At 70.1% G+C, this 24,899-nt stretch carries 25 protein-coding genes; 7 read left to right on the top strand and 18 right to left on the bottom strand.

The genetic code is table 11. From position 1 onward, the window contains the following. Positions 1–67 precede the first annotated feature (67 nt). From VQH23_RS04630 to VQH23_RS04605, 6 genes are all read right to left on the bottom strand, one after another. On the bottom strand, positions 68–967 hold the full coding sequence (locus VQH23_RS04630) for an RNA-binding protein (protein WP_338664451.1): 900 nt from the start codon (positions 965–967) through the stop codon (positions 68–70). 58 nt (positions 968–1,025) lie between these two features. Continuing rightward, positions 1,026–2,786 carry a transcription termination factor NusA gene (nusA, locus tag VQH23_RS04625; protein WP_338664450.1) on the bottom strand — a complete coding sequence of 587 codons (1,761 nt, stop codon included), beginning with the start codon at positions 2,784–2,786 and terminating at the stop codon, positions 1,026–1,028. A gap of 5 nt (positions 2,787–2,791) precedes the next feature. Next, positions 2,792–3,397 (bottom strand): ribosome maturation factor RimP, encoded by a 606-nt coding sequence (gene rimP / locus VQH23_RS04620; RefSeq protein WP_338664449.1) that lies wholly within the window; start codon positions 3,395–3,397, stop codon positions 2,792–2,794. An 84-nt stretch (positions 3,398–3,481) separates the two neighbouring features. Continuing rightward, positions 3,482–4,195, bottom strand: a complete 714-nt coding sequence (locus VQH23_RS04615; protein ID WP_338664448.1) for a tRNA (guanine(46)-N(7))-methyltransferase TrmB — start codon at positions 4,193–4,195, stop codon at positions 3,482–3,484. Positions 4,196–4,597: 402 nt separating this feature from the next. Next, entirely contained in the window at positions 4,598–5,785 is a 1,188-nt protein-coding gene (gene metK / locus VQH23_RS04610; RefSeq protein ID WP_338664447.1) for a methionine adenosyltransferase, read from the bottom strand. Between the two features lie 102 nt (positions 5,786–5,887). Beyond that, positions 5,888–6,454 (bottom strand): transposase, encoded by a 567-nt coding sequence (locus tag VQH23_RS04605; RefSeq protein ID WP_338664446.1) that lies wholly within the window; start codon positions 6,452–6,454, stop codon positions 5,888–5,890. A 114-nt stretch (positions 6,455–6,568) separates the two neighbouring features. On the opposite strand from VQH23_RS04605, the gene VQH23_RS04600 reads away from it, so the two are divergent. Together VQH23_RS04600 and VQH23_RS04595 are read left to right on the top strand one after the other, a co-directional pair. Next, positions 6,569–7,864 carry a helix-turn-helix domain-containing protein gene (locus VQH23_RS04600; protein ID WP_338664445.1) on the top strand — a complete coding sequence of 432 codons (1,296 nt, stop codon included), beginning with the start codon at positions 6,569–6,571 and terminating at the stop codon, positions 7,862–7,864. Further along, complete coding sequence (locus tag VQH23_RS04595) at positions 7,851–8,990, top strand: beta family protein (protein ID WP_338664444.1); 1,140 nt, start codon at positions 7,851–7,853, stop codon at positions 8,988–8,990. The genes VQH23_RS04600 and VQH23_RS04595 overlap by 14 nt, the downstream gene beginning before the upstream one ends. Here the strand turns inward: VQH23_RS04595 and VQH23_RS04590 are convergent. Then, entirely contained in the window at positions 8,987–10,045 is a 1,059-nt protein-coding gene (locus tag VQH23_RS04590; protein WP_338664443.1) for an Ldh family oxidoreductase, read from the bottom strand. The two genes, VQH23_RS04595 and VQH23_RS04590, sit on opposite strands and share 4 nt — an antisense overlap. 93 nt (positions 10,046–10,138) lie before the next feature. Beyond that, positions 10,139–10,711 (bottom strand): lipid-binding SYLF domain-containing protein, encoded by a 573-nt coding sequence (locus VQH23_RS04585; protein WP_338664442.1) that lies wholly within the window; start codon positions 10,709–10,711, stop codon positions 10,139–10,141. 163 nt (positions 10,712–10,874) lie between these two features. On the opposite strand from VQH23_RS04585, the gene VQH23_RS04580 reads away from it, so the two are divergent. Next, complete coding sequence (locus tag VQH23_RS04580) at positions 10,875–11,039, top strand: DUF3309 domain-containing protein (protein ID WP_338664441.1); 165 nt, start codon at positions 10,875–10,877, stop codon at positions 11,037–11,039. 33 nt (positions 11,040–11,072) lie between these two features. Here the strand turns inward: VQH23_RS04580 and VQH23_RS04575 are convergent, their stop codons facing one another. The 3 genes from VQH23_RS04575 to VQH23_RS04565 all read right to left on the bottom strand — a co-directional run bounded on the left by VQH23_RS04575 (position 11,073) and on the right by VQH23_RS04565 (position 13,031). Beyond that, positions 11,073–11,702: a DUF7002 family protein gene (locus tag VQH23_RS04575; RefSeq protein ID WP_338664440.1), complete on the bottom strand. Its 630-nt coding sequence runs from the start codon at positions 11,700–11,702 to the stop codon at positions 11,073–11,075. Between the two features lie 19 nt (positions 11,703–11,721). After that, on the bottom strand, positions 11,722–12,474 hold the full coding sequence (dapB, locus tag VQH23_RS04570; RefSeq protein ID WP_338664439.1) for a 4-hydroxy-tetrahydrodipicolinate reductase: 753 nt from the start codon (positions 12,472–12,474) through the stop codon (positions 11,722–11,724). A gap of 152 nt (positions 12,475–12,626) precedes the next feature. Then, on the bottom strand, positions 12,627–13,031 hold the full coding sequence (locus VQH23_RS04565; RefSeq protein WP_338664438.1) for a PRC-barrel domain-containing protein: 405 nt from the start codon (positions 13,029–13,031) through the stop codon (positions 12,627–12,629). A gap of 180 nt (positions 13,032–13,211) precedes the next feature. On the opposite strand from VQH23_RS04565, the gene VQH23_RS04560 reads away from it, so the two are divergent. Next, the gene (locus VQH23_RS04560) at positions 13,212–14,438 is read left to right on the top strand and encodes an MFS transporter (protein ID WP_338664437.1); all 1,227 of its coding nucleotides are present in this window, start codon (positions 13,212–13,214) and stop codon (positions 14,436–14,438) included. Positions 14,439–14,618: 180 nt separating this feature from the next. After that, positions 14,619–15,428, top strand: a complete 810-nt coding sequence (locus tag VQH23_RS04555; protein WP_338664436.1) for a UDP-2,3-diacylglucosamine diphosphatase — start codon at positions 14,619–14,621, stop codon at positions 15,426–15,428. Positions 15,429–15,681: 253 nt separating this feature from the next. Here VQH23_RS04555 and VQH23_RS04550 read toward each other — a convergent pair whose 3' ends face one another. From VQH23_RS04550 to VQH23_RS04540, 3 genes are all read right to left on the bottom strand, one after another. Next, positions 15,682–15,894, bottom strand: coding sequence for a DUF4287 domain-containing protein (locus VQH23_RS04550; protein WP_338664435.1), 213 nt, complete (start codon positions 15,892–15,894; stop codon positions 15,682–15,684). A gap of 151 nt (positions 15,895–16,045) precedes the next feature. Then, complete coding sequence (locus tag VQH23_RS04545; protein ID WP_338664434.1) at positions 16,046–16,339, bottom strand: hypothetical protein; 294 nt, start codon at positions 16,337–16,339, stop codon at positions 16,046–16,048. Between the two features lie 183 nt (positions 16,340–16,522). Then, the gene (locus tag VQH23_RS04540; RefSeq protein WP_338664433.1) at positions 16,523–17,410 is read right to left on the bottom strand and encodes a LysR family transcriptional regulator; all 888 of its coding nucleotides are present in this window, start codon (positions 17,408–17,410) and stop codon (positions 16,523–16,525) included. A gap of 97 nt (positions 17,411–17,507) precedes the next feature. Here VQH23_RS04540 and VQH23_RS04535 point away from each other — a divergent pair, with 97 nt between their 5' ends. Beyond that, a complete protein-coding gene (locus VQH23_RS04535; RefSeq protein WP_338664432.1) occupies positions 17,508–18,611 on the top strand; it encodes an aldo/keto reductase in 1,104 nt (367 codons plus the stop codon). A gap of 112 nt (positions 18,612–18,723) precedes the next feature. Here the strand turns inward: VQH23_RS04535 and VQH23_RS04530 are convergent, their stop codons facing one another. Continuing rightward, complete coding sequence (locus tag VQH23_RS04530) at positions 18,724–19,647, bottom strand: LysR family transcriptional regulator (RefSeq protein ID WP_338664431.1); 924 nt, start codon at positions 19,645–19,647, stop codon at positions 18,724–18,726. 217 nt (positions 19,648–19,864) lie between these two features. Here VQH23_RS04530 and VQH23_RS04525 point away from each other — a divergent pair, with 217 nt between their 5' ends. Further along, positions 19,865–21,529: an alpha-amylase family protein gene (locus tag VQH23_RS04525; RefSeq protein WP_338664430.1), complete on the top strand. Its 1,665-nt coding sequence runs from the start codon at positions 19,865–19,867 to the stop codon at positions 21,527–21,529. Positions 21,530–21,801: 272 nt separating this feature from the next. Here VQH23_RS04525 and trpA read toward each other — a convergent pair whose 3' ends face one another. The 3 genes from trpA to VQH23_RS04510 are packed head-to-tail and all read right to left on the bottom strand — an operon-like array spanning position 21,802 to position 24,838. Beyond that, positions 21,802–22,668 carry a tryptophan synthase subunit alpha gene (trpA, locus tag VQH23_RS04520; protein ID WP_338664429.1) on the bottom strand — a complete coding sequence of 289 codons (867 nt, stop codon included), beginning with the start codon at positions 22,666–22,668 and terminating at the stop codon, positions 21,802–21,804. Beyond that, on the bottom strand, positions 22,668–23,900 hold the full coding sequence (trpB, locus tag VQH23_RS04515; RefSeq protein WP_338664428.1) for a tryptophan synthase subunit beta: 1,233 nt from the start codon (positions 23,898–23,900) through the stop codon (positions 22,668–22,670). Before trpB ends, trpA begins: the two co-directional genes overlap by 1 nt. A gap of 53 nt (positions 23,901–23,953) precedes the next feature. Continuing rightward, positions 23,954–24,838, bottom strand: coding sequence for an EamA family transporter (locus tag VQH23_RS04510; RefSeq protein ID WP_338664427.1), 885 nt, complete (start codon positions 24,836–24,838; stop codon positions 23,954–23,956). Between the last annotated feature and the right edge of the window lie 61 nt (positions 24,839–24,899).

The raw sequence follows: 24,899 nt of genomic DNA, 5'->3' as shown, positions 1-24,899 counted from the left end.
CCGCGCGTCCCCAGGGGCGGCGGGGATCACTCCCGCACGCCCCTTCGCCATCCGGCCGACTAGCGGCTCATCGCTCTTGCGTCACTGGCACGGCCGGCTCCCCTCCGCGCCGGGGGCGCGTTCCCTGCCTGCCGCCCTTGCGGGGCGCCGGGCCCTCGGCGCCCCCCTGGGGCGCCTTCCCTCGGGCGCCCTTGCGGGACGCCCCTTCCTGGCCAGCCCCGCGGGGCCCTGCCTGATCCGCCCGATGTGGCGCGTCCGGGGCGCCGGCACCAGCCTTGCGCCCCGCATCCCTGCCCTGCTTACGGCCGCCGCGCCCCGAACCCGGTACATCCGGCGCGGGCGCGGAGGACAGCATGCCCGAGAGCCGCCCGGCCTCGGCCAGGATGCCCTCGGCCAGCCGGCCAGGCGCTATCGCCACATGCACCGCGTGATCGCGACCGAACACCGAACCCAGCTCCGTCGCCGCCAGCACCGAGACGACCGGAACACCGTGGTGCCCGACCAGCCTCGCCCGCTCGGGGGCGCTTCCATCCGACGCCTCCACCAGCAGGGCGGCGCGGCCGGTTTGCAGCCATTCGCGCGCCTGCTGGAAGCCCACCACGGCCTGGCCCGCGCGGCGCGCGAGCCCTACCGCGTCCCGGATGCGCCGCCGAAGCCCCTCGACGATCGCCGCGCGAAGGTCGGGGATGGGGTGAACCGGGCCGCGGGCGGCCTTCATGAAGGCCCCCCGGGTCAGGGCGCGTTCTAGCACATCGCCGCGCGCGCTCAACCACATTCCCCGCCCGGGCATGCGCCCGGAGAGGTCCGGCACCAGGACGCGGTCCGGGCCGAGCACGAAGCGGATCATCGCCTCCTTCGGCAGGGATTCCCGCGTCGCCACGCAGCGGCGTCGCGGGCCCTTCTCCTCAGGGTCAGGCTGACCGGCCATGCCGGTCATGCCTTCGGGCTGACCGGCCGCGCCGGTCATGCCCTCGGGCTGACCGGAGGGGGAGGTGCCCTCGGCGGTCAGGCCGGGCGATTCGGGATCAGGCGCGGGCGTTGCCGTTCTCCCCCTCGGCCTCAGGGTCCGTCCCGGCGCCGTCCTCAGCAGCGGCACTCTCGCCGGTGGTCTCCTCGGCGCCGTCGGCGGGCTCCTCGCCCGTCTCCTCGCCCGTCTCCTCGCCCGTCTCCTCGGTCAGCTCCTCGCCACTCTCACCGGCAACCTCGTCGTAGGCCGCCTGGGCCGCGGCCGCGGCCTCGGCGGCGGCGGCCTCGGCGGCCGCCTGCTCCTCCTCGCCGAACCAGCCGGCGCGTTGGCGCGCGGCCATGATGATGGCGTTCGCCGTTTCCTCATCGACGCTGTCGGTGCCGATGATCTCGATCAGCTCGTCCGCGGCCAGGTCGCCGAGGTCGTCGAGCGTCTTCACGCCCTTCTCGCCGAGGGCGACCATCATGGCGGGGGTGAAGCCGCCGGTCTCGCCGACCTTGTCGTCCACGCCCATTTCGCGGCGCTTCTCGTCCAGCTCGCCGTCGCGGCGGTCCAGGCTGGCCTGGGCGCGGCGCTTCAGCTCCGCCGCCACGTTCTCGTCGAAGCCCTCGATCTCCGCGAGCTCCTCGTCGTCCGTCTCCAGGATCTCCTCGAGCGTGGAGAAGCCCTCGGTGACGAGGAGGCTGGCGATCATGTCGTCCACGTCCAGTCCCTCGACGAAGAGGGAGGTGCGCTTGCCGAAATCGGCCTGGCGCCGCTCGCTCTCCTCGGCCTCGGTCAGGATGTCCACGTCGTAGCGCGTGAGCTGGGAGGCGAGGCGCACGTTCTGGCCGCGGCGGCCGATGGCGAGCGAGAGCTGGTCGTCCGGCACCACCACCTCTACACGGCGGCCCTCGTCGTCCAGCACCACCTTCGTCACCTCGGCGGGGGCGAGGGAGTTCACGATGAAGGTCGGTTGGTCCTGCGACCAGGGGATGATGTCGATCTTCTCGCCCTGCAGTTCCGCCACCACCGCCTGCACGCGGGACCCGCGCATGCCGACGCAGGCGCCGACGGGGTCGATGGAGCTGTCGCGGGAGATCACGGCCATCTTGGCGCGGCTGCCGGGATCGCGGGCCACCGCCTTGATCTCGATGATGCCGTCATAGATCTCCGGCACCTCCTGGGCGAAGAGCTTCGCCAGGAAGCCGGGATGGGTGCGGGACAGGAAGATCTGCGGCCCGCGCTGCTCCTCGCGCACGTCGTAGATGTAGGCGCGCACACGGTCGCCGTTGCGGAAGGCTTCGCGCGGGATGGTCTCATCCCTCCGAAGGAGGGCTTCCGCACGGCCGAGGTCGACCATGAGGTTGCCGTACTCGGTGCGCTTCACCACGCCGTTGATGATCTCGCCGACGCGGTCCTTGTACTCGTCGAACTGCTTCTTGCGCTCCACCTCGCGCACGCGCTGCACGATCACCTGCTTGGCGGTCTGGGCGGCGATGCGGCCGAAGTCGATCGGGGGCAGGGGATCGACGATGAACTCGCCGACGGAGATGCCGGGCTTGATCTTCTCCGCGATGCGGACGGGGATCTGGGTGTCCTCGTTCTCGACCGGCTCGGCCTCCACCACCTCGGTCCAGCGGGAGAGGCGGACCTCGCCGTTGCGGCGGTCGATGGTGGCGCGGATGTCCTTTTCCTGGCCGTACTTGGCGCGGCCGGCCTTGGACATGGCCTGCTCCATCGCCTCGAGCACCTCCTCGCGCTCGATCATCTTCTCCCGGGCGACGGCATCGGCCACCTGGAGAAGCTCGGGGCGGGCGATCGCGACATCGACGGCCATGGGTCTCAGTTCCTCTCGGAAGGGGGACGCCAGCGGCGGGGGGCCTTCTTCGGGGCCGGCTCGCCGTTGTCGTCTTCAGGTTCTGGCTGGGCGGTGGCGGCGATCAGCTCGTCCGTCAGCACCAGCTTGGCGCGGCGGATGTTGCCGCGGGGCAGGACCACCTCTCCGCCCTCGTCGAGCTTCAGGCGGACCTCGTTCTCGTCCGCTGAGAGGATGCGGCCGCGGTACCGGCGGCGGCCCTCCTGCGGCATGTTCAGCTCCGCGGTCGCGACCTGGGTGATGAAGCGGACCCAGTCCTTGGTGCGGGTCAGCGGGCGGTCGATGCCGGCGGAGGAGACTTCCAGGTTCCACTCGCCGGGGAAGGGATCGTCCACGTCCAGCACGGCGCTGACGGTGTGGGAGATCGCCTCGCAGTCCTCGACGTTGATGAGGCTGCCATCGGCGCGGTCGGCCATGATCTGCACGGTCGGGCGTTCCTTGCCCTGCACCATGACGCGCACGATCTCGTAACCCATCTGGCCGAGGGCCGGGGCGATGGCGGCGGCGATACGGGCTTCCAATCCGTCGTGGACGGGCCCTTCGTGCTGCGGTGTGTCGTCGCTCAAAAACAAAAAAGGCGGCCCGTTAAGGCCACCCCCCAAATCGGCGGATTGTCTCGTGGCCTCCATATAGGGCGCGCCAGGGGGCGGGGCAAGCTAGTTCCGCCGCCAGATCCAGTAGCGGGGGTGGCGCCCCTCGCGCAGGGCCTTGGCCTCGTAGCGGGTGCGGGGCCAGTCCTCGGGCGGGGAGGCGTGGTGGGTGGCGAGGGTGAAGTGGGGCTGGGCGGCCATCACCTCGTCCACCCAGGCTTGGTAAGTGGGGTCGTCGCTGGCGATGCGCCACTCGGCGCCGGGGCGCAGCTTCTGCGCGAGCAGCGGGAGGAGGGCCGGGTGCACGAAGCGGCGCTTGGCGTGGCGGGCCTTCGGCCAGGGGTCGGGGAACATGAGGTAGAGGCGGTCCAGCGCGGCATCCGGCATGGCCTGGAGGAGGTGGCGGGCGTCACGCGGCCAGAGGCGGAGGTTGGCGGGAAGGGGGGCGGTGGCCTCCTCGCCTTCCGGGACGAGGTGGGTGAGGAGGGAGCAGAGGCCGTTCTCGAAGACCTCGGAGGCGATGAGGGCCGTTCCCGGGTTGGTGCGGGCGAGCTGGAGGGCGTGCTCGCCGCCGCCGAAGCCGACTTCGAGCCAGAGGGGGCCCTGGAGGCCGGGGAAGGAATCGCGCGGGGCCTCGGGCGTTGCGAGGGTGATGCGGGGGAGGGTCTCCTCCAGCAGGCGTTCCTGACGGGGGCGGAGGGGGTGGCCGCGGCGGCGGCCGTAGAGGCGGTCCGGGATGCCCTCGGCGGGGGGCGCGGGGCGGGTGGTGTCGTAGGCCATCGTGGGGCGGGAGTTAGGGCAGAACCGGTTCCGGTGGAATTGCCGGATTGCGGGGGTGCTGCGCGTGCGGGCGGGTTTCGGACAAATGGCCGGGGTGGGGCCGGCGGAGGGCGCGCTGCGGACGGGCATGGCCGTATCCAGGGCGGGCGGCCGGGACGTGGCCCGGGGCGGCGGCACTTCCAGGGGCTTGCGGCCTGCTTAGGGGCGGGCGCGCGGGGGCGAGGTGGGGTGGGCGGGGAGCCGGGGCGGATGTGCGGTTCAAAGAGAAAGGGCCCGCCGCGAAGGGGGTTCGCGGCGGGCCCTTTGTGCCGGCTGGGGGGCCGGACGGGCCTGGGGGTGCCCGTGAGGGCAACCTAGGTTAGCAGGAACAAAAAAGCAACCTTTTCGTTCCCGCGGCCGGGTTCAGCGGCCGAAGGCGCGCTTGAGGTCGGCGGCGAGGTCGGTGCGCTCCCAGGTGAAGGTGCCCTTCTCCGCGTCCGGGGTGCGGCCGAAGTGGCCGTAGGACGAGGTGGGGACGTAGATGGGGCGGTTGAGGTGCAGGTGCTCGCGGATGCCGCGGGGGGAGAGGTTCACCATGTCGCTGACGATCTTCACCAGCTTCGCCTCGTCCACGTCCTTACCGGTGCCGTGGAGGTCGAAGTAGATGGAGAGGGGCTTGGCGACGCCGATGGCGTAGCTGACCTGCATGGTGCAGCGATCCGCGAGACCCGCCGCGACGACGTTCTTGGCGACGTAGCGGGCGGCGTAGGCGGCCGAGCGGTCCACCTTCGTGGGGTCCTTGCCGGAGAAGGCGCCGCCGCCGTGGGGGGCCGCGCCGCCGTAGGTGTCCACGATGATCTTGCGGCCGGTGAGGCCGCAATCGCCATCCGGCCCGCCGATGACGAAGGTGCCGGTGGGGTTCACGTAGATCTCCGACGCCTCCGGCATCCAGCCGGGGGGGAGGGAGGTCTCGATGAAGGGGAGGACGAGGGCGCGGACCTCGTCCTGCGTCATGCCCTCGTCGTGCTGGGTGGAGACGACGACGGAGGTGGCGCCGACGGGCTTGCCGTCGACGTAGCGCAGCGTGACCTGGGACTTGGCGTCGGGCTGGAGGCCCTTGGCGGTGACGTCGCTGTTGCGCCGCGCCTCGCTGATCCGGCGGAGGATCAGGTGGGAGTAGTAGAGGGGGGCGGGCATCAGATCGGGCGTTTCGCGGCAGGCGTAGCCGAACATGATGCCCTGGTCGCCCGCGCCCTCATCCTTGTTGCCGGCGGCGTCCACGCCCTGGGCGATGTGGGCGGACTGGGCGTGGAGGTGGACTTCCACGGAGGCGTTCTTCCAGGAGAAGCCTTCCTGATCATAGCCGATGTCGTGCACGGCGAGGCGGGCCTTGTGGGCCAGGAGCTCCGCCGTGATGTCGCCGGGGCCGCGGGTTTCGCCGGCGATGACGATGCGGTTGGTGGTGACCAGCGTCTCACAGGCCACGCGGGCGTAGGGATCGGCTTCCAGGAAGGTGTCCAGGACCGTGTCCGAGATGCGGTCCGCCACCTTATCCGGATGGCCCTCGGACACTGATTCCGAGGTGAAGAGGTATTCGCCCGTGTCGCGCATGGCTTGGTTCGGCCTCTTGTCGCGTGAGTGGAAGCCGAATCCGGGGGATTCCGGCGGCCGGGACCGTGTTGCAGGCGGGGGAGGGGGGGTCAAGGCGCGGGGTCATGCGGGGGCGAGGCAGGCTGGTATGCGGCGGCGCCCTGACGCGGTTTTGAGGAGGGCGCGGAGGTTCCGCAGGCGGGGGATGGCGGCGCGGGTGAGGGGGGTGGTGGCGAGGAAGTGGCGCACCGCGCGGAAGACGAGGGCGGAGAGGGCGGGATCCGGCAGGAGCCAGGAGGGGCCGGGGAGGGCGCGGGGGAGGTTCAGGCGGCGGGCGAGGGTGAGGACGGGGAGGCCGAGCAGGCGGTAGGTGCGGCGGTGGGCGGCGCAGAGCCAATCCAGCAGGGCGCGGAGGGGCTTCGGCGCGCGCTTGCGGGCGGCGAGGCGGAGGAGGCGGGACCAGACGCCCGCGCGGGCCCAGCGGCGGAACTGGCGGTGAAGGGTATCGGCCGGGGCGGCGGTGGAGCCGGAGTGGCACCAGGGGAGGGTTGTGGTGACGAGCTGGAAGATGGCGTCCAGCCGGGCGCGGGGGTTGGGGATGGGGCGGCCCGCGCCGGTGAGGGGGAGGTGGGGGGAGAGGGCGGACCACTCGGCGTCGGTGAGGGGGGACCAGGGGCGGGAGTGGGGCATAGAACATCCTCGGTCTGCCAATAATCCCATATAGTATTTTATTCCTTGTGTCAATGGAGATGGCTGGACCCAACAATTTTGTTGTGTTAGGGGAGGGTCATGAGACTCCCTAATTTGATCCTCAACGAGCGTGACCTTCGCGAAGCGCGCACCCTTCAGGCCGAGATTTCGGCGGCTCTGTCGTCAGCGAAGGTGTTTGATTCCGTAATTGCTGGATTGCCACATCAAGTAGTTGATGGCTATCGGAGAAGTTTAGAGGCTCATACTCGAGAACTCAACTTGCTGATTGAAGCGTATGAAGCGGCAAAAGGCGGTGACTATGAAGACCTGAAAAAACGAGCAGGGGCAGACCCTGGTCTGGCTTTGATCGTTGCGCGAATATCAAACCAGCTCTCCCAGAAGGATCTTGCAAGGAGGCTGGGACTTAAAGAGCAGCAGATTCAAAGATACGAACTTGATAGATATCGGTCGATCAGTCTTGCGAATTTTCAGAAAATCGCAAGTGCTCTAAACGTGCATTGGGAAATGAACTTCTCCAAGTGGCTAGGAAGTCCGTGGGGATACGTTGACCAAATCTCCATGCCGACTATAAAAAAGCTTCTGCGGCATGCGCAGTCCGAGAAATGGTTTGCAGGACAGCTGCCGGAAGACGAGACGGAAGGCCTCAACTACGTTCATAGGTACATCTCGGAGCACGTGTCGCGGCACGGCAGCCCCTCACTACTAAGAACCGGGCTGAATGTTAAGGATCATACGGGAGACCTACTTCTTTTGGCCTGGAAAGCCCGAGTGACGAAACGCGCCGAGCAAGTTATTGAGGAAAGCAAGCCTGAGTATCGTCCGCTTTCGGTGAACTGGCTCCTAGATCTGATCCAGCAGAGTAAGTTTGATGATGGGCCGGCACGAGCAAAAGCTATGCTGTTGCAACAAGGCATCGTGCTAGTCGCTGAGCGACAGATTATGGGAATGAAAATTGACGGCGCGGCGTTTCTCGTCGGCGGCGTGCCTGTTATTGGGCTTACCGTGCGAAGAGATACTGTGGATGGGTTCTGGTATACGTTGATGCATGAGGTCGCTCATGTTATTTTGCATTACAGGACGGGTTTAACAAGCGGCTTCTTTGACGAATCGGAAGCCACGATGGTAGACGAACTTGAGGCAGAGGCTGACGAGTTTGCGTCCAATATCCTCATCCCTGAAGAGAGGTGGCGAAGAGCACCTGCACGGATCGCCAAATCGGCCGCCCCGGTAGAAGCCTTTGCCAGTCAAATTGGTATTCACTCAGCGATTGTTTACGGTCGCATTCAAAAGGAGCGTAATGATTACGCCACTTTTTCCAACAAAATTGGAAGAGGGCAGGTAAGGAAATATCTCTTTCAGCAGACGGAGCATAAAGATGTCGAGCACTGACGATTCCTACTGGTACTATCCCGCTCTTCGAGCAAAAGCTGGAGAGTTCGATGGGCTTAATGCTCTCTCTAGGGATATTGCTGACAGAATCCGGCCTCGTTTTTTGATCCCGCCTCCGAAGGAGATCGATTCGACCCTGGGGAGGGCTCCGCGCAAGGATGAAATAATCGGCGGTATTGGGAACCGTATCGCCCGTTCTTGGGCGGGGAGGGAAGCTCTAGTCGACCCTAGGTACCTTCTGGAAGATTTCGGTGATGCAGAGATTGACTCTTGGCTGCCGCGAATCTTCGAGATTGGAAGCAGGGTCGGGGCGAAAATGACCCCTGTTTTTGCTGTTGATAAAGTTGATTCGTTGCGTTTGTCTGCCTTTAAGTCCGCTATTGCTGCTAGTGGTTCAGACGTACAGGTCGCGCTGCGTATTCCATACGATTTCGATAATCAGTTGATCGCGCGCTCACGTCTGGCAATCAGTGATCTGGGTCTCGAGCCGAGTAGATGCGTTGCTCTGATTGATCTTTGTGGCGCAACCTTAGATCTACAGGACGCTGTGGTCGGCTTCGTTCAGGATCGTTTCAGCGACCTGCAAGATGCGGCTCCATGGCGCCAAATCATCTTCCAAGCTTCGAACTTTCCTGAAACCAATCCAGCGAAGAAATCCGAGATCGCCCTGGTGAGGCGGGCCGAGTGGGAAATTTGGAAGAAGGTTGCTTCTCCCAAAGAAGGGCTGTCGAGCGGTCTGATTTTTGGTGACTACGGAGCCGATTACGCCGACCTGAAGTTGGGCAATAACCGCGCGAGACCTATTCGGCACCATAGATATACTACGTCGGCTGGCTGGTATGTCGTTCGTGAAGACGACATAAATGACACGAGCGAAGCAATGACAGCAGTTTGTGATCGCATTGTAAAAAGCGGCCATTTCGCTGGCCGTGGGTTTTCAGAGGCCGACGCGCAAATCTTTCGCCAGGCTCACCGCACCTCAAAGGGTCCTGGCAGAAGCTCTGATTGGCGTGCTGTGAACACAACACATCATATTACCCACGTGGTTCGCGAACTTGGCAAGCTCAATGGTGTTGATTTGCCATTTGGCCGTACTGACGCTTCGGAGCAGTTGGAACTAATTTAGTGGGCTTTCGAAGCGCCAAAGAGAAACTCCGCCCCACTCTCCTCGCACACCGCCCGCACCTCCTCCACCAGCGTCTGCACCATCGGAATCCCGTCCCGCCGCCGCTCGACCGTGGTGTCGTGCTCGGGGTCGCCGGGGATAAGGACGGGGGCGGCGGGGTCGGCGGGCGGGTTGTCGCGCAGGCGGGCGAGGAGGTCGTCCAGGTCGGCCTGGAAGCCTTCCCGGTCCCGGAAGGCGGTGGGGTTGAGGACGAGGAAGAAGTGGCCGGTGCGAAGCCCGGCGTCGCCGGCGCCGGTGAGGGTGGCGCAGAGGATCTCGACCATCAGGGCCAGGCCGTAGCCCTTGTGGGCGCCCTGTTCGCGGGTGCCGCCGAGAGGGGCGAGGCGGCGGGCGTCGGACGCGCGGGCGCTGTCCAGTTCCGGCTCGCCGTTCTCGTCCAGGGCCCAGCCGGGGGGGAGGGGTTTTCCGGCGCGGCGGGCGATGGAGACTTTTCCGTAGGCGACGGTGGTGGTGGCCATGTCCAGCAGGACGGGGCGGGCGGGGTCGCGCGTGGGGGCGGAGAAGGCGATGGGGTTGGTGCCCAGGGCGGGTTGGGTGCCGTGGGTGGGGACCATGAGGTGGGAGGCGTTGGTGAGGGAGAGGGCGATCATCCCTTGTTCGGCCGCGAGGCGGGCGTACCAGCCGGCAGCGCCGTAGTGGTTGGAGTTGGTGACGGCGGCGACGCCGATGCCGAATTCCCGGGCCTTCTCGATCGCGGTGGTGACCGCGAGGTGGGCGGGGACGTGGCCGATGGCCGCGTGGCCGTCGATGAGGATTCCGGGGCCGTGGTCCCGCGCGATCGTGGGGGTGGCGCGGGGGTCCAGGCGGCCTTCGCGGAAGAGGCGCTGGTAGTGGGGGAGCATGCCGACGCCGTGGGAGTCGATGCCCGTCAGGTCGGTGTCCACCATGATGGTGGCGGCGGTGTTCGCGTGGTCCGGTGCCATGCCCCAGGTGGTGAAGACCGCGGTGAGCTGGCGGTGGAGGGTTTCGGCGGGGACGAGGATGGTGCTGGGCATCCGCGCATTAGATCGCGGGGTCCGGGGGGTGCGTCCACCCCCCGGCGGGGGTTCCTAGGGGGCGGCGCCCCCTAGGGCCGGACCTGTCAGGACTTAGGACGGGTTGATGCGGGAGATCTTGGTGCCGTTGAGGGAGATGGAGGCCATGAGGCCCTGCTGGTTGAAGGTGACGGCGTAGACGGCCTCGCGGAGGGTGGTGGCGGTGAAGTTCACCTGGTCTCCGCGGTCCAGCACGACGACGGAGGGGCCGGTGCCGATTTCCCAGCCGTCGGCGCGCATGAGGGCGCCGAGGGCTTCGTCGGTCATGAAGAACATGGCGAGGCCGGCGGCCTGGGCGCCGATGAGGAGGCCGAAGGAGGCGCCGGCGATGTTGTAGTAGCCCTGGATGGTGTTGCCGCGGAGTGCCGCGCCTTCGCCGTACTGGCCGCCGACGACGAAGCCGCCCTGGATGATGCGGGGGAAGATGAGGGTGGCGCGGGCCTGGGCGAAGAGGTTGCGGGTTTCGGCGCGCTCCCGGAGGGAGACGAGGGCGGCGTTGACCTCGGCGTTGATCTCGGCGGCGGAGGCGGCCTGGGCCGGGGTGGGGCGCAGGAGGGCGGGGGCGGCCAGGGTTGCCGCGGCGGCGGGAAGGAGGCGGGCGAGGGCGCGGCGGGTGGGCGCGGGCATGGGGTTTCTCCGGCAGGCCGGGGGTGTGGGGGTGGCCTGGCGGCCTCGGAACGCGCGGGGCGGGGGTTGGATGCGGGGCGGGGTTTTCGCGACGAAAGGTGAGTTGCTGCGTTGCTGGAGGGTGAGGCGGCGCGCGCCGTGCCGCATTTAGGAGGTGGGGTCGATGACGCTGATTCTGATCATCATCGTGCTGTTCCTGCTGTTCGGCGGGGGCGGGTACTATGGGTATCGGAGCGGGTATTACGGGGGTGGCGGGTTCGGGGGGATCCTCGGGCTGCTGGTGATCGTGCTGCTTGTCTATCTGCTGTTCGGGCGGGGCGGTCTGTGAGGTGAGGGCGGGGCCGGGGAGGTCCCGGCCCCGTCAGGGCTGGATCAGGTAGGCCGCGGCGTCGGGGATGCCGTCCCGGATGGCGAGTTCCTTCGGGGCGCGGCGGTCCGGGCGGGGGTAGGCGGCGACGGGCTGGAAGGTGGTCTCGTCGCGCGGGGAGCCGGGGCGGCCGTAGAGGCCGGTGGCGATGCCTGTGTTGATAGGGGTGGTGAAGGCGTGGCCGGCATGGGCCGCGAGGAGGCGGGCCGTGTCGAAGGCGAGGACGGTCTGGGCGCGGGCGCGGTTCACGCGGGCGAGGCGTTCGGCCTGGGGGCGGTTGAGCCAGAAGAAGACGTGGGCGTTGATGTGGCGGCGCCAGGCGGTGGGGTTGTTCGCGTAGGTGCCGTGCAGGGTTTGGGCCAGGGGGGCGTCGGGCATCCACTGGTCGCGGAGGGTGGCGCCGGGGAGGCCGTCGCGGTGCAGGCGAGTGAAGTTGCCGCGGCCGCGGTTGTGTTCCAGCAGGGCGGGGCGTTCGGGTTCCGGGACCTTGTAAAGGGCGACGAGGGCGGCGGCGGAGAGAAGGCCGTCGCGCCTGATGCCCGGGAGGGCTTCCGGGTCCGTGACGTGGAAGAGGAGGGGGAAGCGGGCGGCGAAGCGGGCCGCGCCCTCCGGTGCCGCCGTCATGCCGCGCGGGACCGCGCGATCATGCCATCCCGAGGACGTGGTTCATGCCGTAGAGGCCGGGGGGCTTGCCGATGACCCAGAGGGCGGCGCGGACGGCGCCGGTGGCGTAGATGCGGCGGTCGAAGGAGCGGTGGGTGAGGGCGATGTGCTCCGTGCCGGCGGCGAAGAGGAGGGTGTGCTCCCCCACCACCTGGCCGGCGCGGAGGGCGGCGAAGCCGATGGCGCCGGTCTTGCGGGCGCCGGTGTGGCCGTCCCGGCCGGATTCGACCCCGGCCTGTTCCAGGGTGGTGCCGCGGCCGCGGGCCACCGCGTGGCCGAGGGCGAGGGCGGTGCCGGAGGGGGCGTCGATCTTCTGGCGGTGGTGGGTTTCCACGATCTCGGCGTCGTAGGCCTCGGGCGGGAGGGCGGAGGCGAGGCGCTCGGCGGCGGCCAGCAGCAGGTTCACGCCGGGGGAGAAGTTGGCGGCGTAGACGATCGGGATGTGGCGGGCGGCCTCGGCGAGGCGGGCCTCCTGCGCGGGGTTGAGGCCGGAGGTGCCGAGGATCAGGGGTTTGCGCGCGGCCTCGGCGGCGGCGACGTGGGGGGCGGCGGCGTCCGCGGTGGTGAAGTCGATGAGGACGTCGGCGGTGCGGGCGAGGGCGGCGGGGTCGGTGGGCCAGCCGTCGCCGCGGCGGGAGGTGCCGCCGGCGAGAACGGCGCCGGCGGCGGCCACCTCCTCGACCAGGAGGCGGCCCATGCGGCCGGTGACGCCGAGGATGCCGATGGAGGCCATGCGCCCCTCTCCCTTTCGCCCGTGATCACCGCGTTTTCGGCGGGAACGCGGGCGGGGGGAAGGGGCGCGGGGCGACGTTCCTGCGGACCGCGCTGGGGCGACGTTCCTACGGAACGCGCCGGGGGGCGACGTTCCTACGGAACGCGCCGGGCTTACGACACCTCGAGCCAGAAGGGCTGGGCCTTGTAGTAGTCGTAGACGCGGCGGCTGTTGGTGTCGGACATGTCCATGCTCTCGGTCGAGGCGTAGGCGGGGGCGCCCTCCAGCTGCTCGCGGGTCAGGTCCACCACGTAGCCGCCCTTGGTCGTGTCGTAGGTGAGGACGGACCAGGGGAGGGGGTGGTGGTTCTCGCCGAGGCCGAGGAAGCCGCCGAAGGACATCACCGCGAAGGCGACGCGGCCGGAGACCTTGTCGATCATCAGGTCCTCGACCGTGCCGAGGCGGTCGCCGGCGCGGTTGTAGACGGCGGTGCCCTCCACCTTGTCGGCGGCGATGAGGCGGTTCGGGCTTTCCGGGCGGATGGTGTTGTCGGTGCCGGTGGGGAAGACGTCGGACATGGTCGGGTTCTCCCGTGATATGACGGGAAACGCCGGAGAGGGTGCGGGGTTGGCGAGGGGCTTCCGTGCGGGGGGTGGCGCAGGGAGCTTCGCCGCCCGGCCGCGATGTTGTCCGGCGCGGGGCGGCTGGGCATAGGGCGGGGGAACGGCCCCGGGCCGACGGCTTTCGTGGAGATCCCCTTGCAGCGCTCGATCGTGCCGCCCGGCGCTTCCGGCCCGGCCATCCCGGCGACGGTCTGGATGCTGGGCTTCGTGAGCCTGCTGATGGACGTCTCCTCCGAGATGGTCTCGACCCTGCTGCCGCTCTATCTCGCGGGCGGGCTCGGCGCCTCGGCCATGACCATCGGCTTTATCGAGGGGCTCTCCGTCGCGGTCGCGACCGCGACGAGGTTCCTCTCGGGCCTGTTCGTGGACTGGAGCCGCCGCAGCAAGCCGCTGGCGGTGCTGGGCTACGGGCTGGGGGCGCTGTCCCGCCTGTTCTTCCCGCTGGCCACGGGCGTGGACCTGATCGTCGCGGCCAAGGCCATGGACCGGGTGGGCAAGGGCATCCGCGGGACGCCGCGCGACGCCATGATCGCCGCGGTGAGCCCGCCGGAGATCCGGGGCGCGAGCTTCGGGCTGCGGAAGTCCCTGGACACGGTGGGCGGCTTCCTCGGGCCGCTGATCGCGGTGCTGGCGATGATCCTCCTCGCCGGGGATATCGCCGCCGTGTTCTGGCTGGCGGCGGTACCGGCGGCGCTGGCGGTGGCGCTCCTCGTCCTCGGGGTGCGGGAGCCGCCAAGGGAGGTTCCGGAGAAGGCGCCGGGGCGTGCCGCCGGGCGGCGCCCGGGCTTCCGGCTGTCGGAGGCGCTGCGGCTGAACCGGGCGGTCTGGGCGGTGATCGGGGTCGCGGCCGTCATCATGCTGGCACGGTTCAGCGAGGCCTTCGTGCTGCTGAAGGCGCTAGAGGCCGGCTTCTCCCCGACATGGGTGCCGCTCTCGATGGTGGTCATGCACGCGGTGTACGGGCTGGCGGCCTATCCCGTGGGCCGCCTGTCCGATCGCATCGGGGTGAGGGGACTTCTCCTCTGGAGCCTCGGCTTCCTGGCCGGGGCGCACCTGGTCCTCGGCTTTGCCGCGACGGTGCCAGCCTACCTGCTAGGAACGGTGCTCTGGGGCCTGCACATGGGCTTCTCGCAGGGGTTGCTGGGCGCGATGGTCGCCAGGGCCACGCCGGACGCGCTGAAGGGCAGCGCCTTCGGCACCTTCAACCTCGTGACGGGTATTGTCGTGCTCGCCGGGAACACCGCGGCGGGATGGGTGTGGCAGAGCTTCGGCTCGGGGGTGCCGTTCCTCCTCGGCGCCGGCCTGTCCCTGCTGGCGATGCCCTTGCTCGCGCTCGGGACGCGCGGGCGGGGGAGGGCCTGACCGGCACGCCCCCGGCCGCCAGCAGGAGGATTTTGGAGGTGGTGCGGCCCGGATGGGCCCCGTGCGGCGGGCCAACGGTTTCGCCGGACGATGCTGCTTTCGCAGGACCGTCACGCGGCCGTCACGGGAACGCCCCGGCGCGGCGGGTAAGGCCGGGCCGTGGGAAACGAAGAGGGGCCGATGCACCAGAGCGAAACGGCGCGGCGGTATCGCAGCGTGTTCCTCTCGGACGTGCACCTCGGCACCCGGGGGTGCCGGGCGGATTTCCTGGCGGACTTCCTGCGCGGGCTGGAGTGCGAGAAGCTCTACCTCGTCGGCGACATCGTGGACGGGTGGCGGCTCCGCAAGTCCTGGTTCTGGGACCCGCACCACGACGAGGTGATCCGGCTGGTGCTGCGCATGGCGCGGCACGGCACGGAGGTGATCTACATCCCCGGCAACCACGACGAGGCCTTCCGCGACTGGCTGGGTCTGGAGATCGCCGGGGTGAAGCTGGCGGCCGAGGCGGAGCACGTGACGCCGGACGGGCGGCGGCTGCTGGTGATCCACGGCGACGCCTTCGACAGCGTGGTGCGCTACGCCAAGTTCATCGCCCTGATGGGCGACTGGGCGTACGACGCGGCGCTGGAGACGAACCGGCTGTTCAACCTGGCGCGCCGGCGCCTGGGCTACCCCTACTGGTCGCTCTCCCAGTGGTTGAAGCGGCAGGTGAAGGGGGCGGTGAAGGCGATCGACCGCTTCGAGGAGGCGCTGGCGCACGAGGCGCGGCGCCGCGGCTTCGACGGCGTGGTCTGCGGCCACATCCACCACGCCGAGATGCGCGACATCGGCGGTGTGACCTACATGAACGACGGCGACTGGGTGGAGAGCTGCACGGCGCTGGTGGAGCACGCCGACGGGCGCTTCGAGCTGGTGGACTGGGCGGCGGAGCGCCGCCTCTCCTTCTTCCGGGAGCGGCGCGGGCCGGCGCAGGCGCAGGTGGCCGGCTAGCAGCGGCGGGGCCGGCGGCGTTCGGGCCGGCTCCTCGCCGCGGGTGAGAGGGCGAGGCGCCGATGCGGCTTCGCCCTGCGGCCGTTCCGGCGCCTCTCGGAGGGGCGCTGAACGGGGCGCTGGCGGCCCGGGACCGGTTCCCGATCCTCAGGCGCGCGTCGGGCGTGGCGGCTCAGGAATCCGTGCGCGGCGGCGGCCGGGCATCAGGTCCGCCGGGCATCAGGTCCATCGAGGTTCGACCGCGAGCGGCGGCTCAGCCCTTCTCGGCCGCCAGCACGTGCGCCACGATCGCGTTGGCATGGCCGTGGCCCATGCCGTGGTCGTTCTTCAGCATCGAGACCAGTTCCATGTGCCTGGCCGGAAGGCTCCTGCGCACCAGGTCCTGCCATTCCGCGATCGGCTTCCCGTACCTCTTCTCGATCGAGGGGAAGTAGGAGGCGGGCCCCTTGATCGGCTCGTCGGTCACGGCGGCTCGGCCCCTGCGTCATGTCCCGATGACATCCTGGCGCCGGTACGAGGGGGCGGCAAGAACGGGGCGCCGGCCCACCCCGCCGCTGTTCCGGTGCGCCTCGCGATGGCGGCGGTGATCGGGGCGGTGATGGGGGCCGGGGCACCGTTCATCGGGCGGGCCACCGGGCCAGGGTAGCGTCCAGCCCGGCCCTGATCTGCGCGACCGTCGGCGGTGCCGTGCCGAAGTAGTGCCCGATGGACTCCGACAACTCGGCCAGCCGCGCCTCGGGCAGCCGCGCCAGCAGCTCGGGCGTCACCTCCCTGCCCAGGGCGCTCCGGATCGCCTCGCAGCACTCGTGCGGCGAGGCCTCCTCGAAGGGGATGGGCGGGCAGATGGCGTCGGCGAAGGATTCGCCCATCGCCGTCTCGAAATCGGCCCTCTCCCTCTCGGTCCTGGCCACGGCATCCCTCCCGCTGGGTCGTGAGGGAGGCGAGCATCGGCCAACGGCGGATCGACGCCAAGCAGGTGCCGAGGCGGGGCCGCTCCGCGTACCTCCCGAGCGCGGGCTCGATGCACCGCGCTTCCTGCGGGCGGACCCCGCCCCCAAGCCCCCAAGCCCCCAAGCCCCCAAGCCTCGGGGCACTCAGGCCCGCATCACCTCCAGGAAGGCGCGGAACGCGGCGCTCGGCTGGCGGCGGCTCGGGTAGTACAGGTGGTTGGCGGCCAGCACCGGCGCCCATCCCGGCAGCACCTCGGTCAGCGATCCGCCGGCCAGGTACGGGGCGGCCTGGAGGCTCAGCAGGCACACGACGCCGAGCCCGGCCAGCGCCGCGTCGCGCATCAGGTCGACGTCGTTGGTGACGAAGGTCTCGGGGACCGCGCGCGCGAAGGTCTCGCCGCCGCGCACGAACTCCCAGCGGTGGAGCGCGCCCGACGAGGTGTGGCGGTAGCTGATGCACCGGTGCGCGCCGAGGTCGTCGGGCGTCGCCGGCGTGCCGTGCGCCCGGAGATAGGAGGGGGCCGCCGCGAAGACGAGATCCATGGGATCGCTGATCCGCACGGAGATCATGTCACCCTGCAGGCCGCCGGCGTGCCGCACGCCGCAGTCGAACCGCTCGGCGACAATGTCGACCAGCCCGTCGTTGACGACGAGTTCCACCGCGACGTCCGGGTAGCGCCGCGCCAGCGCCGCGAGGCGGGGCAGGACGACATGGACGGCCGCCGGCCGGTGCGCGTTGACGCGGACCCGCCCCGCCGGGCGGTCTCGCGCCCCGTCGAGCTCGGCCAGCACCTCCTCCACGGAGGAGAGGGCGGGGCGCAGCCGCAGCAGGAGCTGCTCGCCCGCGCCCGTGGGCGAGAGGGAGCGGGTGGTGCGGTCCAGCAGGCGGATGCCGAGCCTGTCCTCCAGGTTCCGCATGGCGTGGCTCAGCGCCGAGGCCGACAGGCCGAGCCGGGTCGCCGCCCTGGCGAAGCTGCCCGCCTCCACGATCTCGGCGAAGACGGCCAGGCCCGACCAGAGCTCGCGGTCCATTCCTGAGGATCCTTCAGCAGCCCATGCGCTCCTGCGGCACTAATCGACCCGCGGGCTGCGGTCCATCTCCGGCGGACCCGCAGGAGAGAACCGCCCGATGAACCTTCAGACCTACCGCCCGCTCGGCCGTTCGGGCCTTCTGGTCAGCCCGCTCGCGCTGGGCACGATGACCTTCGGCACCGCGCGATGGGGCGCCGACGAGGCCGGCAGCCGAGCCATCTTCGAGCGCTACGTCGAGCTGGGCGGCAACTTCATCGACACCGCGGACGTGTACTCGGGCGGCCGCTCGGAGGAGATGGTCGGCGCCTTCGTCGCCGAGCGCGGCCTGCGCGACCGGATGGTGATCGCCACCAAGTCGGGGTTCGCCACGGGCCAGGGCTTCCATCAGGGCGGCAACGGCGCGCGGCACGTCCAGGCCGCGGTGGAGCGCTCGCTGCGGCGGCTGCGCACCGACTTCATCGACCTCTACTGGATCCACATCTGGGACGGCATCACCCCGGCGGAGGAGCTGCTCCAGACCATGGCGGCGCTGATCGGGGCGGGGAAGATCCGCTACTGGGGCATCTCGAACACGCCGGCCTGGTACGCCGCGCAGCTCGCCACGCTGGCGCGGCTGCGGGGCCTGCCGGCGCCCGTCGGGCTGCAGTACTTCTACTCGCTGGTCGAGCGCGGCGCCGAGAGCGAGCACGTCCCTCTGGGCCAGGCATTCGGCATGGGCCTGGTGCCGTGGAGCCCGCTGGCCTACGGCCTGCTGACCGGCAAGTACGACCGCGCCGCCGTCGAGGCCGCCGTACCCCGGCAGGGCGGCGTGCCGAACCAGGGGCAGGCGGATGGCCCGCCGCGCCCCGAGGGCGACAAGCGGCTGGATGGCGACAACCCGTTCGGCGATACCCTGTTCACGGAGCGCAACTGGGCCATTGTCGAGGCGGTGAAGCGCGTCGCGGAGGAGATCGGCGAAACTCCGGCGCGCGTCGCGCTGGCCTGGGTGGTGGGACGGCCGGGCGTCGCCTCCACCTTGATGGGGGTGAGCCGCGCCGAGCAGGTGGCGGATAACGTGGCCGCGCTCGGCCTCGGCTTGGCACCCGACAAGAGGGAGGCGCTCGACGCGGCGAGCGGGGGCGGCCAGACCTTCCTCTACGGCCTCCTCCAGCCAGGAGTTCGCAACCAGGTCGTGTTCGGCGGCGCCGACGTGCGGGGGTGAGAGGCCGGGTGTGAGAAGCCGGGGGTGAGAGGCTTGGGCGCGATGGAGGGGCGCGGCGACCCGGTCCTGTTCCCGGGGAAGCGGACCCGCCGCTTCCGGCCGGGCCCGGCCCTCAGTGCCGCGCCAGCGCCGCGATGAGCTGGGCGCGGAGCCACATCTCGCCGGGGTCGTGGTCCACGGCGCCGCGCCAGGCGATGTAGGTGACAGATTCCGGGCAGGGGAAGGGCGGCGGGTCCACGGCCAGCCGGCACTTGTCGTCCAGGATCGAGAGGGCGTCGTAGACCGCCTCGCTGACGAGGCAGAGCAGGTCCGTGCCGAGCAGGGCGCGGGGGATGAGGGCGTAGTCCGGCAGGCCCAGCACCACCTGCCGCTCCCGGCCCAGCCCCGCCAGGATCTCGTCCGCGATGCCGATGAGGTCGCCGCGCGGCGTGACCAGCAGGTGCGGGCGGGCGCAGTACATGTCCAGGTCCACCGGGCCGGGGGAGGCGGCGTCCCGCAGCACCACCCAGCCGCCGCGGCGGATGACGCGCTGCTTCGAGCTGGCGGGCAGCTCCTCCACATGGCCGATGAAGAGGCTGATCTCCCGGGTGGCGAACATCTCGGGGATGGTGCGGTAGCTGGCGGCGCGGCAGATCAGGCGGCAGTGCGGGGCGGCCTCCCGGATGGCGGGCAGGGCGGGCATCAGGGCCATGGCCACGTCCTCGGCCATGCCGATGCGGAAGGTGCGGGCGTCGGTGGCCGGGTCGAAGGGGATGGATTCGCCGAGCGCGCCGGCCACGCCCTGCATCAGCGGGCCGAGCTGCTCCATCAGCGCCTCCGCCTTCGGGGTCGGCTCCAGCGTGCGGCCCTGGCGGACGAAGAGGTCGTCCTTGAAGGAGGCGCGGAGGCGGGCGAGGGCGGCGGAGGTGGCGGGCTGGGAGAGGAACAGGGCCTCGCCCGTGCGGGTGACGCTGCGGGTCTTCATCAGCGTCCAGAAGACCGGGAGAAGGTTCAGGTCGAACTTGCGGAGGCCGGTCTCGAGGCTGCGCTGCGGCATGGGATGACTCCGGCGGGAGAGGGTGTGCAGGCGTAGGGCATCCACGGCGTGGATGGAAGCCGCGTGGCCGGCGGGGGAGGCGGGAGGCGCGCCGTGCGGGGCCGCACCGCCGGCGGGCCCTCGCCGAGGCCCTGCCCTCCCGGACGAAGGGCGGAACAGCCCGCGCAACCCGGGCCCGGAGAGGCGGTTTCCGCCCCTGGCAGGCAGGGCGGCAGGGATGATCAACGACCTCTGGTACAAGAACGCGGTGGTCTACTGCCTCTCCGTCGAGAGCTATATGGACGCCAACGGCGATGGCGTGGGCGACTTCGAGGGGCTGACGCGGCGGCTGGACTACATCCAGGGCCTCGGCGTCACCTGCATCTGGCTCATGCCGTTCCAGCCCTCCCCGCAGAGGGACAACGGCTACGACATCACGGACTACTACGGCGTCGATCCGCGCTACGGCACGCTCGGCGACTTCGTGGAATTCACCCATGGCTGCCACCAGCGCGGCATGCGCGTGATCATGGACCTCGTGGTGAACCACAGCTCGGACCAGCACCCCTGGTTCCAGGAGGCGCGGCGCGACCCGGGATCGAGGTACCGGGACTGGTACGTGTGGTCCGACAAGCGCCCGGCGAATGCGGAGGACGGCGTCGTCTTCCCCGGCGTGCAGAAGACGACCTGGACGCGCGACACGGAGGCGGGCCTCTACTACTTCCACCGCTTCTACGAGTTCCAGCCGGACCTCAACACGGAGAACCCGCACGTGCAGGCCGAGATCCTGAAGATCATGGGGTACTGGCTGCAGCTCGGCGTCTCCGGCTTCCGCATGGACGCCGTGCCCTTCGTGATCGCGACGAAGGGCGCGGATGTGAAGAAGGCCGCGCCGCGCTACGACATGCTGCGCGACCTGCGCGAGTTCCTGCAGTGGCGGCGCGGCGACGCCATCCTCCTGGCGGAGGCGAACGTGCCGCCGAAGCTGAACGAGGAGTTCTTCGGCGCCGACGGCCACCGCATGCACATGATGTTCAACTTCCCGCTGAACCAGAACCTGTTCCTGGCACTCGCCAGCGCCGACACCCGCCCGCTCGCCAAGGCGCTGGAGGGCACGCGCGACAAGCCGGCCACCGCGCAGTGGGGCGTGTTCCTGCGCAACCACGACGAGCTGGATCTCGGCCGTCTGACGGAGAAGCAGCGCCAGGCCGTGTTCGAGGCCTTCGGCCCCGACAAGTCCATGCAGCTCTACGACCGCGGCATCCGCCGCCGCCTGGCCCCGATGCTGAAGGGCGACCGCCGCCGCTACGAGCTGGCGACGAGCCTCATGCTCACCCTGCCCGGCACCCCGGTGATCCGCTACGGCGACGAGATCGGGATGGGCGACGACCTCACCCTGCCGGAGCGGGAGTGCGCGCGCACGCCGATGCAGTGGTCCACCGAGCCGCATGGCGGGTTCACCAAGCACGACAGCCCGCCCAACCCCGTCATCTCCGGCGGCCCCTACGGCTTCGAGCACCTGAACGTCGCCGCCCAGCGCCGCGACCCCGCCTCCCTCCTCAACTGGACGGAGCGCGTGATCCGCATGCGGAAGGAGATCCCGGAGATCGGCAGCGGCGACTACGAGGTGGTCCAGACGGACGCGAAGGACGTGCTCGCCCTCCGCTACGACTGGCGCGGCAACTCCGTGCTCTTCCTCCACAACCTCGGCGACGAGCCGCGGGAGATCGACATCGATCCCGGCGCCGCCGGATCGCACGACAGCCTGCTGATCAACCTTCTCGCGGAGGACCACAGCCGGCCGGTGGACGGCCGGCACCACCGCATCCTGATGGAGCCCTACGGCTACCGCTGGTTCCGGGTGGGCGGGCTGGACTACCTGCTCCGCCGCAGCGAGATCTGAGGGTGCCCAAGGGGCTCTGCCCCTTGGATCCCCGCCAGGAGGCTGAGCCTCCTAGACTTGCATGGGGCTGCCGCGGGACTGACCTGAGGCGTGGCGCTGGTGATCGGGCCCGATCCTGCCCCTGCAGTCGCCTCGGCTCCAAGAGCCGAGGCGCACCGTCAGCGATGTCCAGACCAACTCGAGAAAGAAGATGATGGTGAGGGGTCCGGGGAGAGGAAGAATTCCTTGTTCCTCTCCCTGGCCACGGACCGGATATGGAGGACCGGTACCTCCTATTCCCGCGCCCCACGCACGCCCTCAGCCAGGGCCCGCACCCCGTCCAGCACCGCGCGCACCGTGCCCTTCGTGGCGCGCCCGTCCTCGTCCAGCGTGCCCGCCAGGATCTCGATCAGCGCGGAGCCGACCACTGCCCCGTCGGCCGCGCGCACCGCCTCGGCCGCCTGCTCCGGCGTGCGGATGCCGAAGCCGATCGCGACCGGCAGGTCGGTGGCTGCCCGCATGCGCGGCACGGCCGCCGCCAGATCCGCCGCATCGGCCGAGCGCGTGCCGGTGATGCCGGTGATGGGGATGTAGTAGATGAAGCCGCTGGCGCCATCGAGCACGGTCGGCAGGCGGTTTCCCAGCGTGGTGGGCGCCACCAGCCGGATCATGTCCAGCCCCTGCGCGAAGGGCTGGACCTCGTCCGCCTCCTCGGGCGGCATGTCCACGACGATGAGGCCGTCCACGCCGGAGCAGCGGCAGTCCTCGCAGAAGCGCTCCGGCCCGTAGGCGAGGATGGGGTTCAAGTAGCCCATCAGCACCAGCGGCGTGTCCTCGTCGTCGCGCCGGAAGTCCCGCACCATCGCAAGCGCCCCGGCCAGCGATCCGCCGGCCTTCAGCGCGCGCTGCCCGGCCTTCTGCACGGTGGGGCCGTCGGCGGCGGGGTCGGTGAAGGGCACGCCGAGCTCGATCAGGTCGGCGCCCGCGCCGGGCATGCCGCGCAGGATGGCCATGCTCGTCGCGGGGTCGGGGTCGTAGGCCTCGAGGAAGGGCATCAGCGCGCCGCGTCCCTCGGTGCGCAGCTTCGCGAAGCGACGGGCGATGCGACCGCCGGGCACGGGCTCGACGCAGCCCGCCGCCGCAGGAGCTGTCTCGCCCATCAGATCTCCACCCCCATGTGGTGGGCCACCGTGAAGATGTCCTTGTCGCCGCGGCCGGAGAGGTTGAGCACGATGATGCCTTCCTTCGGCATGGTCGGCGCGCGCTTGATCACCTCGGCCAGGCCGTGGGCGGATTCCAGGGCGGGGATGATGCCCTCCAGCTTGGAGAGGAGCTGGAAGGCGGACAGCGCCTCGTTGTCGGTGGCCGCCGTGTACTCCACGCGCCCGATCTCGTGCAGCCAGGAGTGCTCCGGGCCGATGCCCGGGTAGTCGAGGCCGGCGGAGATGGAGTGGGCCTCCGTGATCTGCCCGTGGCGGTCCTGCAACAGGTAGGTCTTGTTCCCGTGCAGAACGCCCGGCGATCCGCCGTTGATGGCCGCAGCATGGGCACCGGTCTCGATGCCGTGCCCGGCGGCTTCCACCCCCACCAGCTTCACCTCGGCATCGTCGAGGAAGGGGTGGAAGATGCCCATGGCGGAGGAGCCGCCGCCGACGGCGCAGACCACCACGTCCGGCAGCCGGCCCTCGATGGCGAGGCACTGCTCCTTCGTCTCCTCGCCGATCACGCACTGGAACTCCCGCACCATCTGCGGGTAGGGCGCGGGGCCGGCGACGGTGCCGATGCAGTAGTAGGTGTCCGCCACGTTCGCGACCCAGTAGCGCAGGGCCTCGTTCATCGCGTCCTTCAGCGTGGCGGCGCCGGAGGTGACGGCGTTCACCTCCGCGCCCAGCAGCTTCATGCGGAACACGTTGGGCTTCTGCCGCTCCACGTCCGTCGCGCCCATGAAGACGGTGCAGGGCAGGTCGAACAGGGCGCAGGCGGTGGCGGTGGCCACGCCGTGCTGGCCCGCGCCGGTCTCCGCGATGATGCGCGTCTTGCCCATGCGCTTCGCCAGCATGATCTGCGCGAGCACGGCGTTGATCTTGTGCGCGCCGGTGTGGTTCAGCTCCTCGCGCTTCAGGTAGACCTTCGCGCCGCCGAGGTGGTTCGTCAGCCGCTCCGCGAACCAGAGCGGGGAGGGGCGGCCCACGTAGTCCTTCAGCAGGCGCCGCCATTCCCGGTCGAATTCAGGGTCCTTCCGGGCCGCGTCGTAGGCCTCCTGCACCTCCGTGATGTTCGGCATCAGCGTCTCGGCGACGAAGCGGCCGCCGAAATCGCCGAAGCGGCCACGGGCGTCCGGGCCGCTCCGCAGGGAGTTGGGGCGGAGGGAATTGGGGAGGGGCTTGTTCACGGCGGCGGTCTCCCGTGTGGTTGGCCCGGAAGGCGCGGGCGAAGAGGCGGTCTTTAGCGTGCGGCGGGGGCGGGGTCACGCCGCCATCGCAGCACCCCGATCCCCAGCCCCGCCAGCACCAGGGCCATCCCCACCAGCCGCATCGGCCCGAAGCTCTCCCCCACCACCAGCGCCGCCGAGGCCGCCCCGGTGACCGGCACCAGCAGCGCGAAGGGCGCGACCGTGGTGGCGGGGTAGCGTGCCATGAGGAACCCCCAGATCCCGTAGCCGACGGAGGTGGCGGCGACCGCGACGTAGAGCACCCCCGCCACCCCGCCCCATTGCAGGTGCGTCAGCGCGTGCGCGATCGTCCCCGGCCCCTCGATCGCCAGGGACATGGCGAAGAAGGGCAGGATCGGCACGAGGCTCATCCAGGACATCAGCGCCAGCGCGCCCCCGGTCTCCCCCGCGCCGCGCAGCAGCACGTTCCCCACCGCCCAGCTCGCGGCCGCCGACAGGCAGAGGCCGAGCCCGAGCGCCGTCACCCCGCCGCCACCCACCGTGGTGGCGATCAGGGCCAGCCCCAGGAAGGCCACCGCCATCCCGGCGACCGTGCACGGCGTGGGCCGCTCCCGCAGCACCGCCGCGGCGATCAGCCCGGTCATGAAGGCCTGGGACTGCTGCGTGACCGAGGCCAGTCCGGGCGGCATCCCCGCCGCCATGCCGGTGAAGAGCAGCCCGAACTGCCCGACGAAGAGGAAGGCCGCGATCGCCACCAGCCGCCCGGTGGAGATCGTCGGCCGGGGCAGCCACAGCACGGGGAGGGCGGCGACCACGAAGCGCAGCGCGGCCATCAGCAGCGGTGGCAGGCCGGAATCCAGCGCCACGCGGATCATGACGAAGTTGAAGCCCCAGATCGCGGTGGTGAGCAGCGCGAGGGCGATGTGGGCGGGCTTCATGCGGGCTGCCCCAGGGGAGGGGAGAAGGAATTCTCCCCTCCCCTGGAACCCCACCCCTCAT

Source organism: Pararoseomonas sp. SCSIO 73927 (genome assembly GCF_037040815.1).
Lineage (GTDB): Bacteria > Pseudomonadota > Alphaproteobacteria > Acetobacterales > Acetobacteraceae > Roseomonas.
Note: the sequence above shows the minus strand (reverse complement) of the source record. Positions and strands in the feature narration are given on the sequence as shown.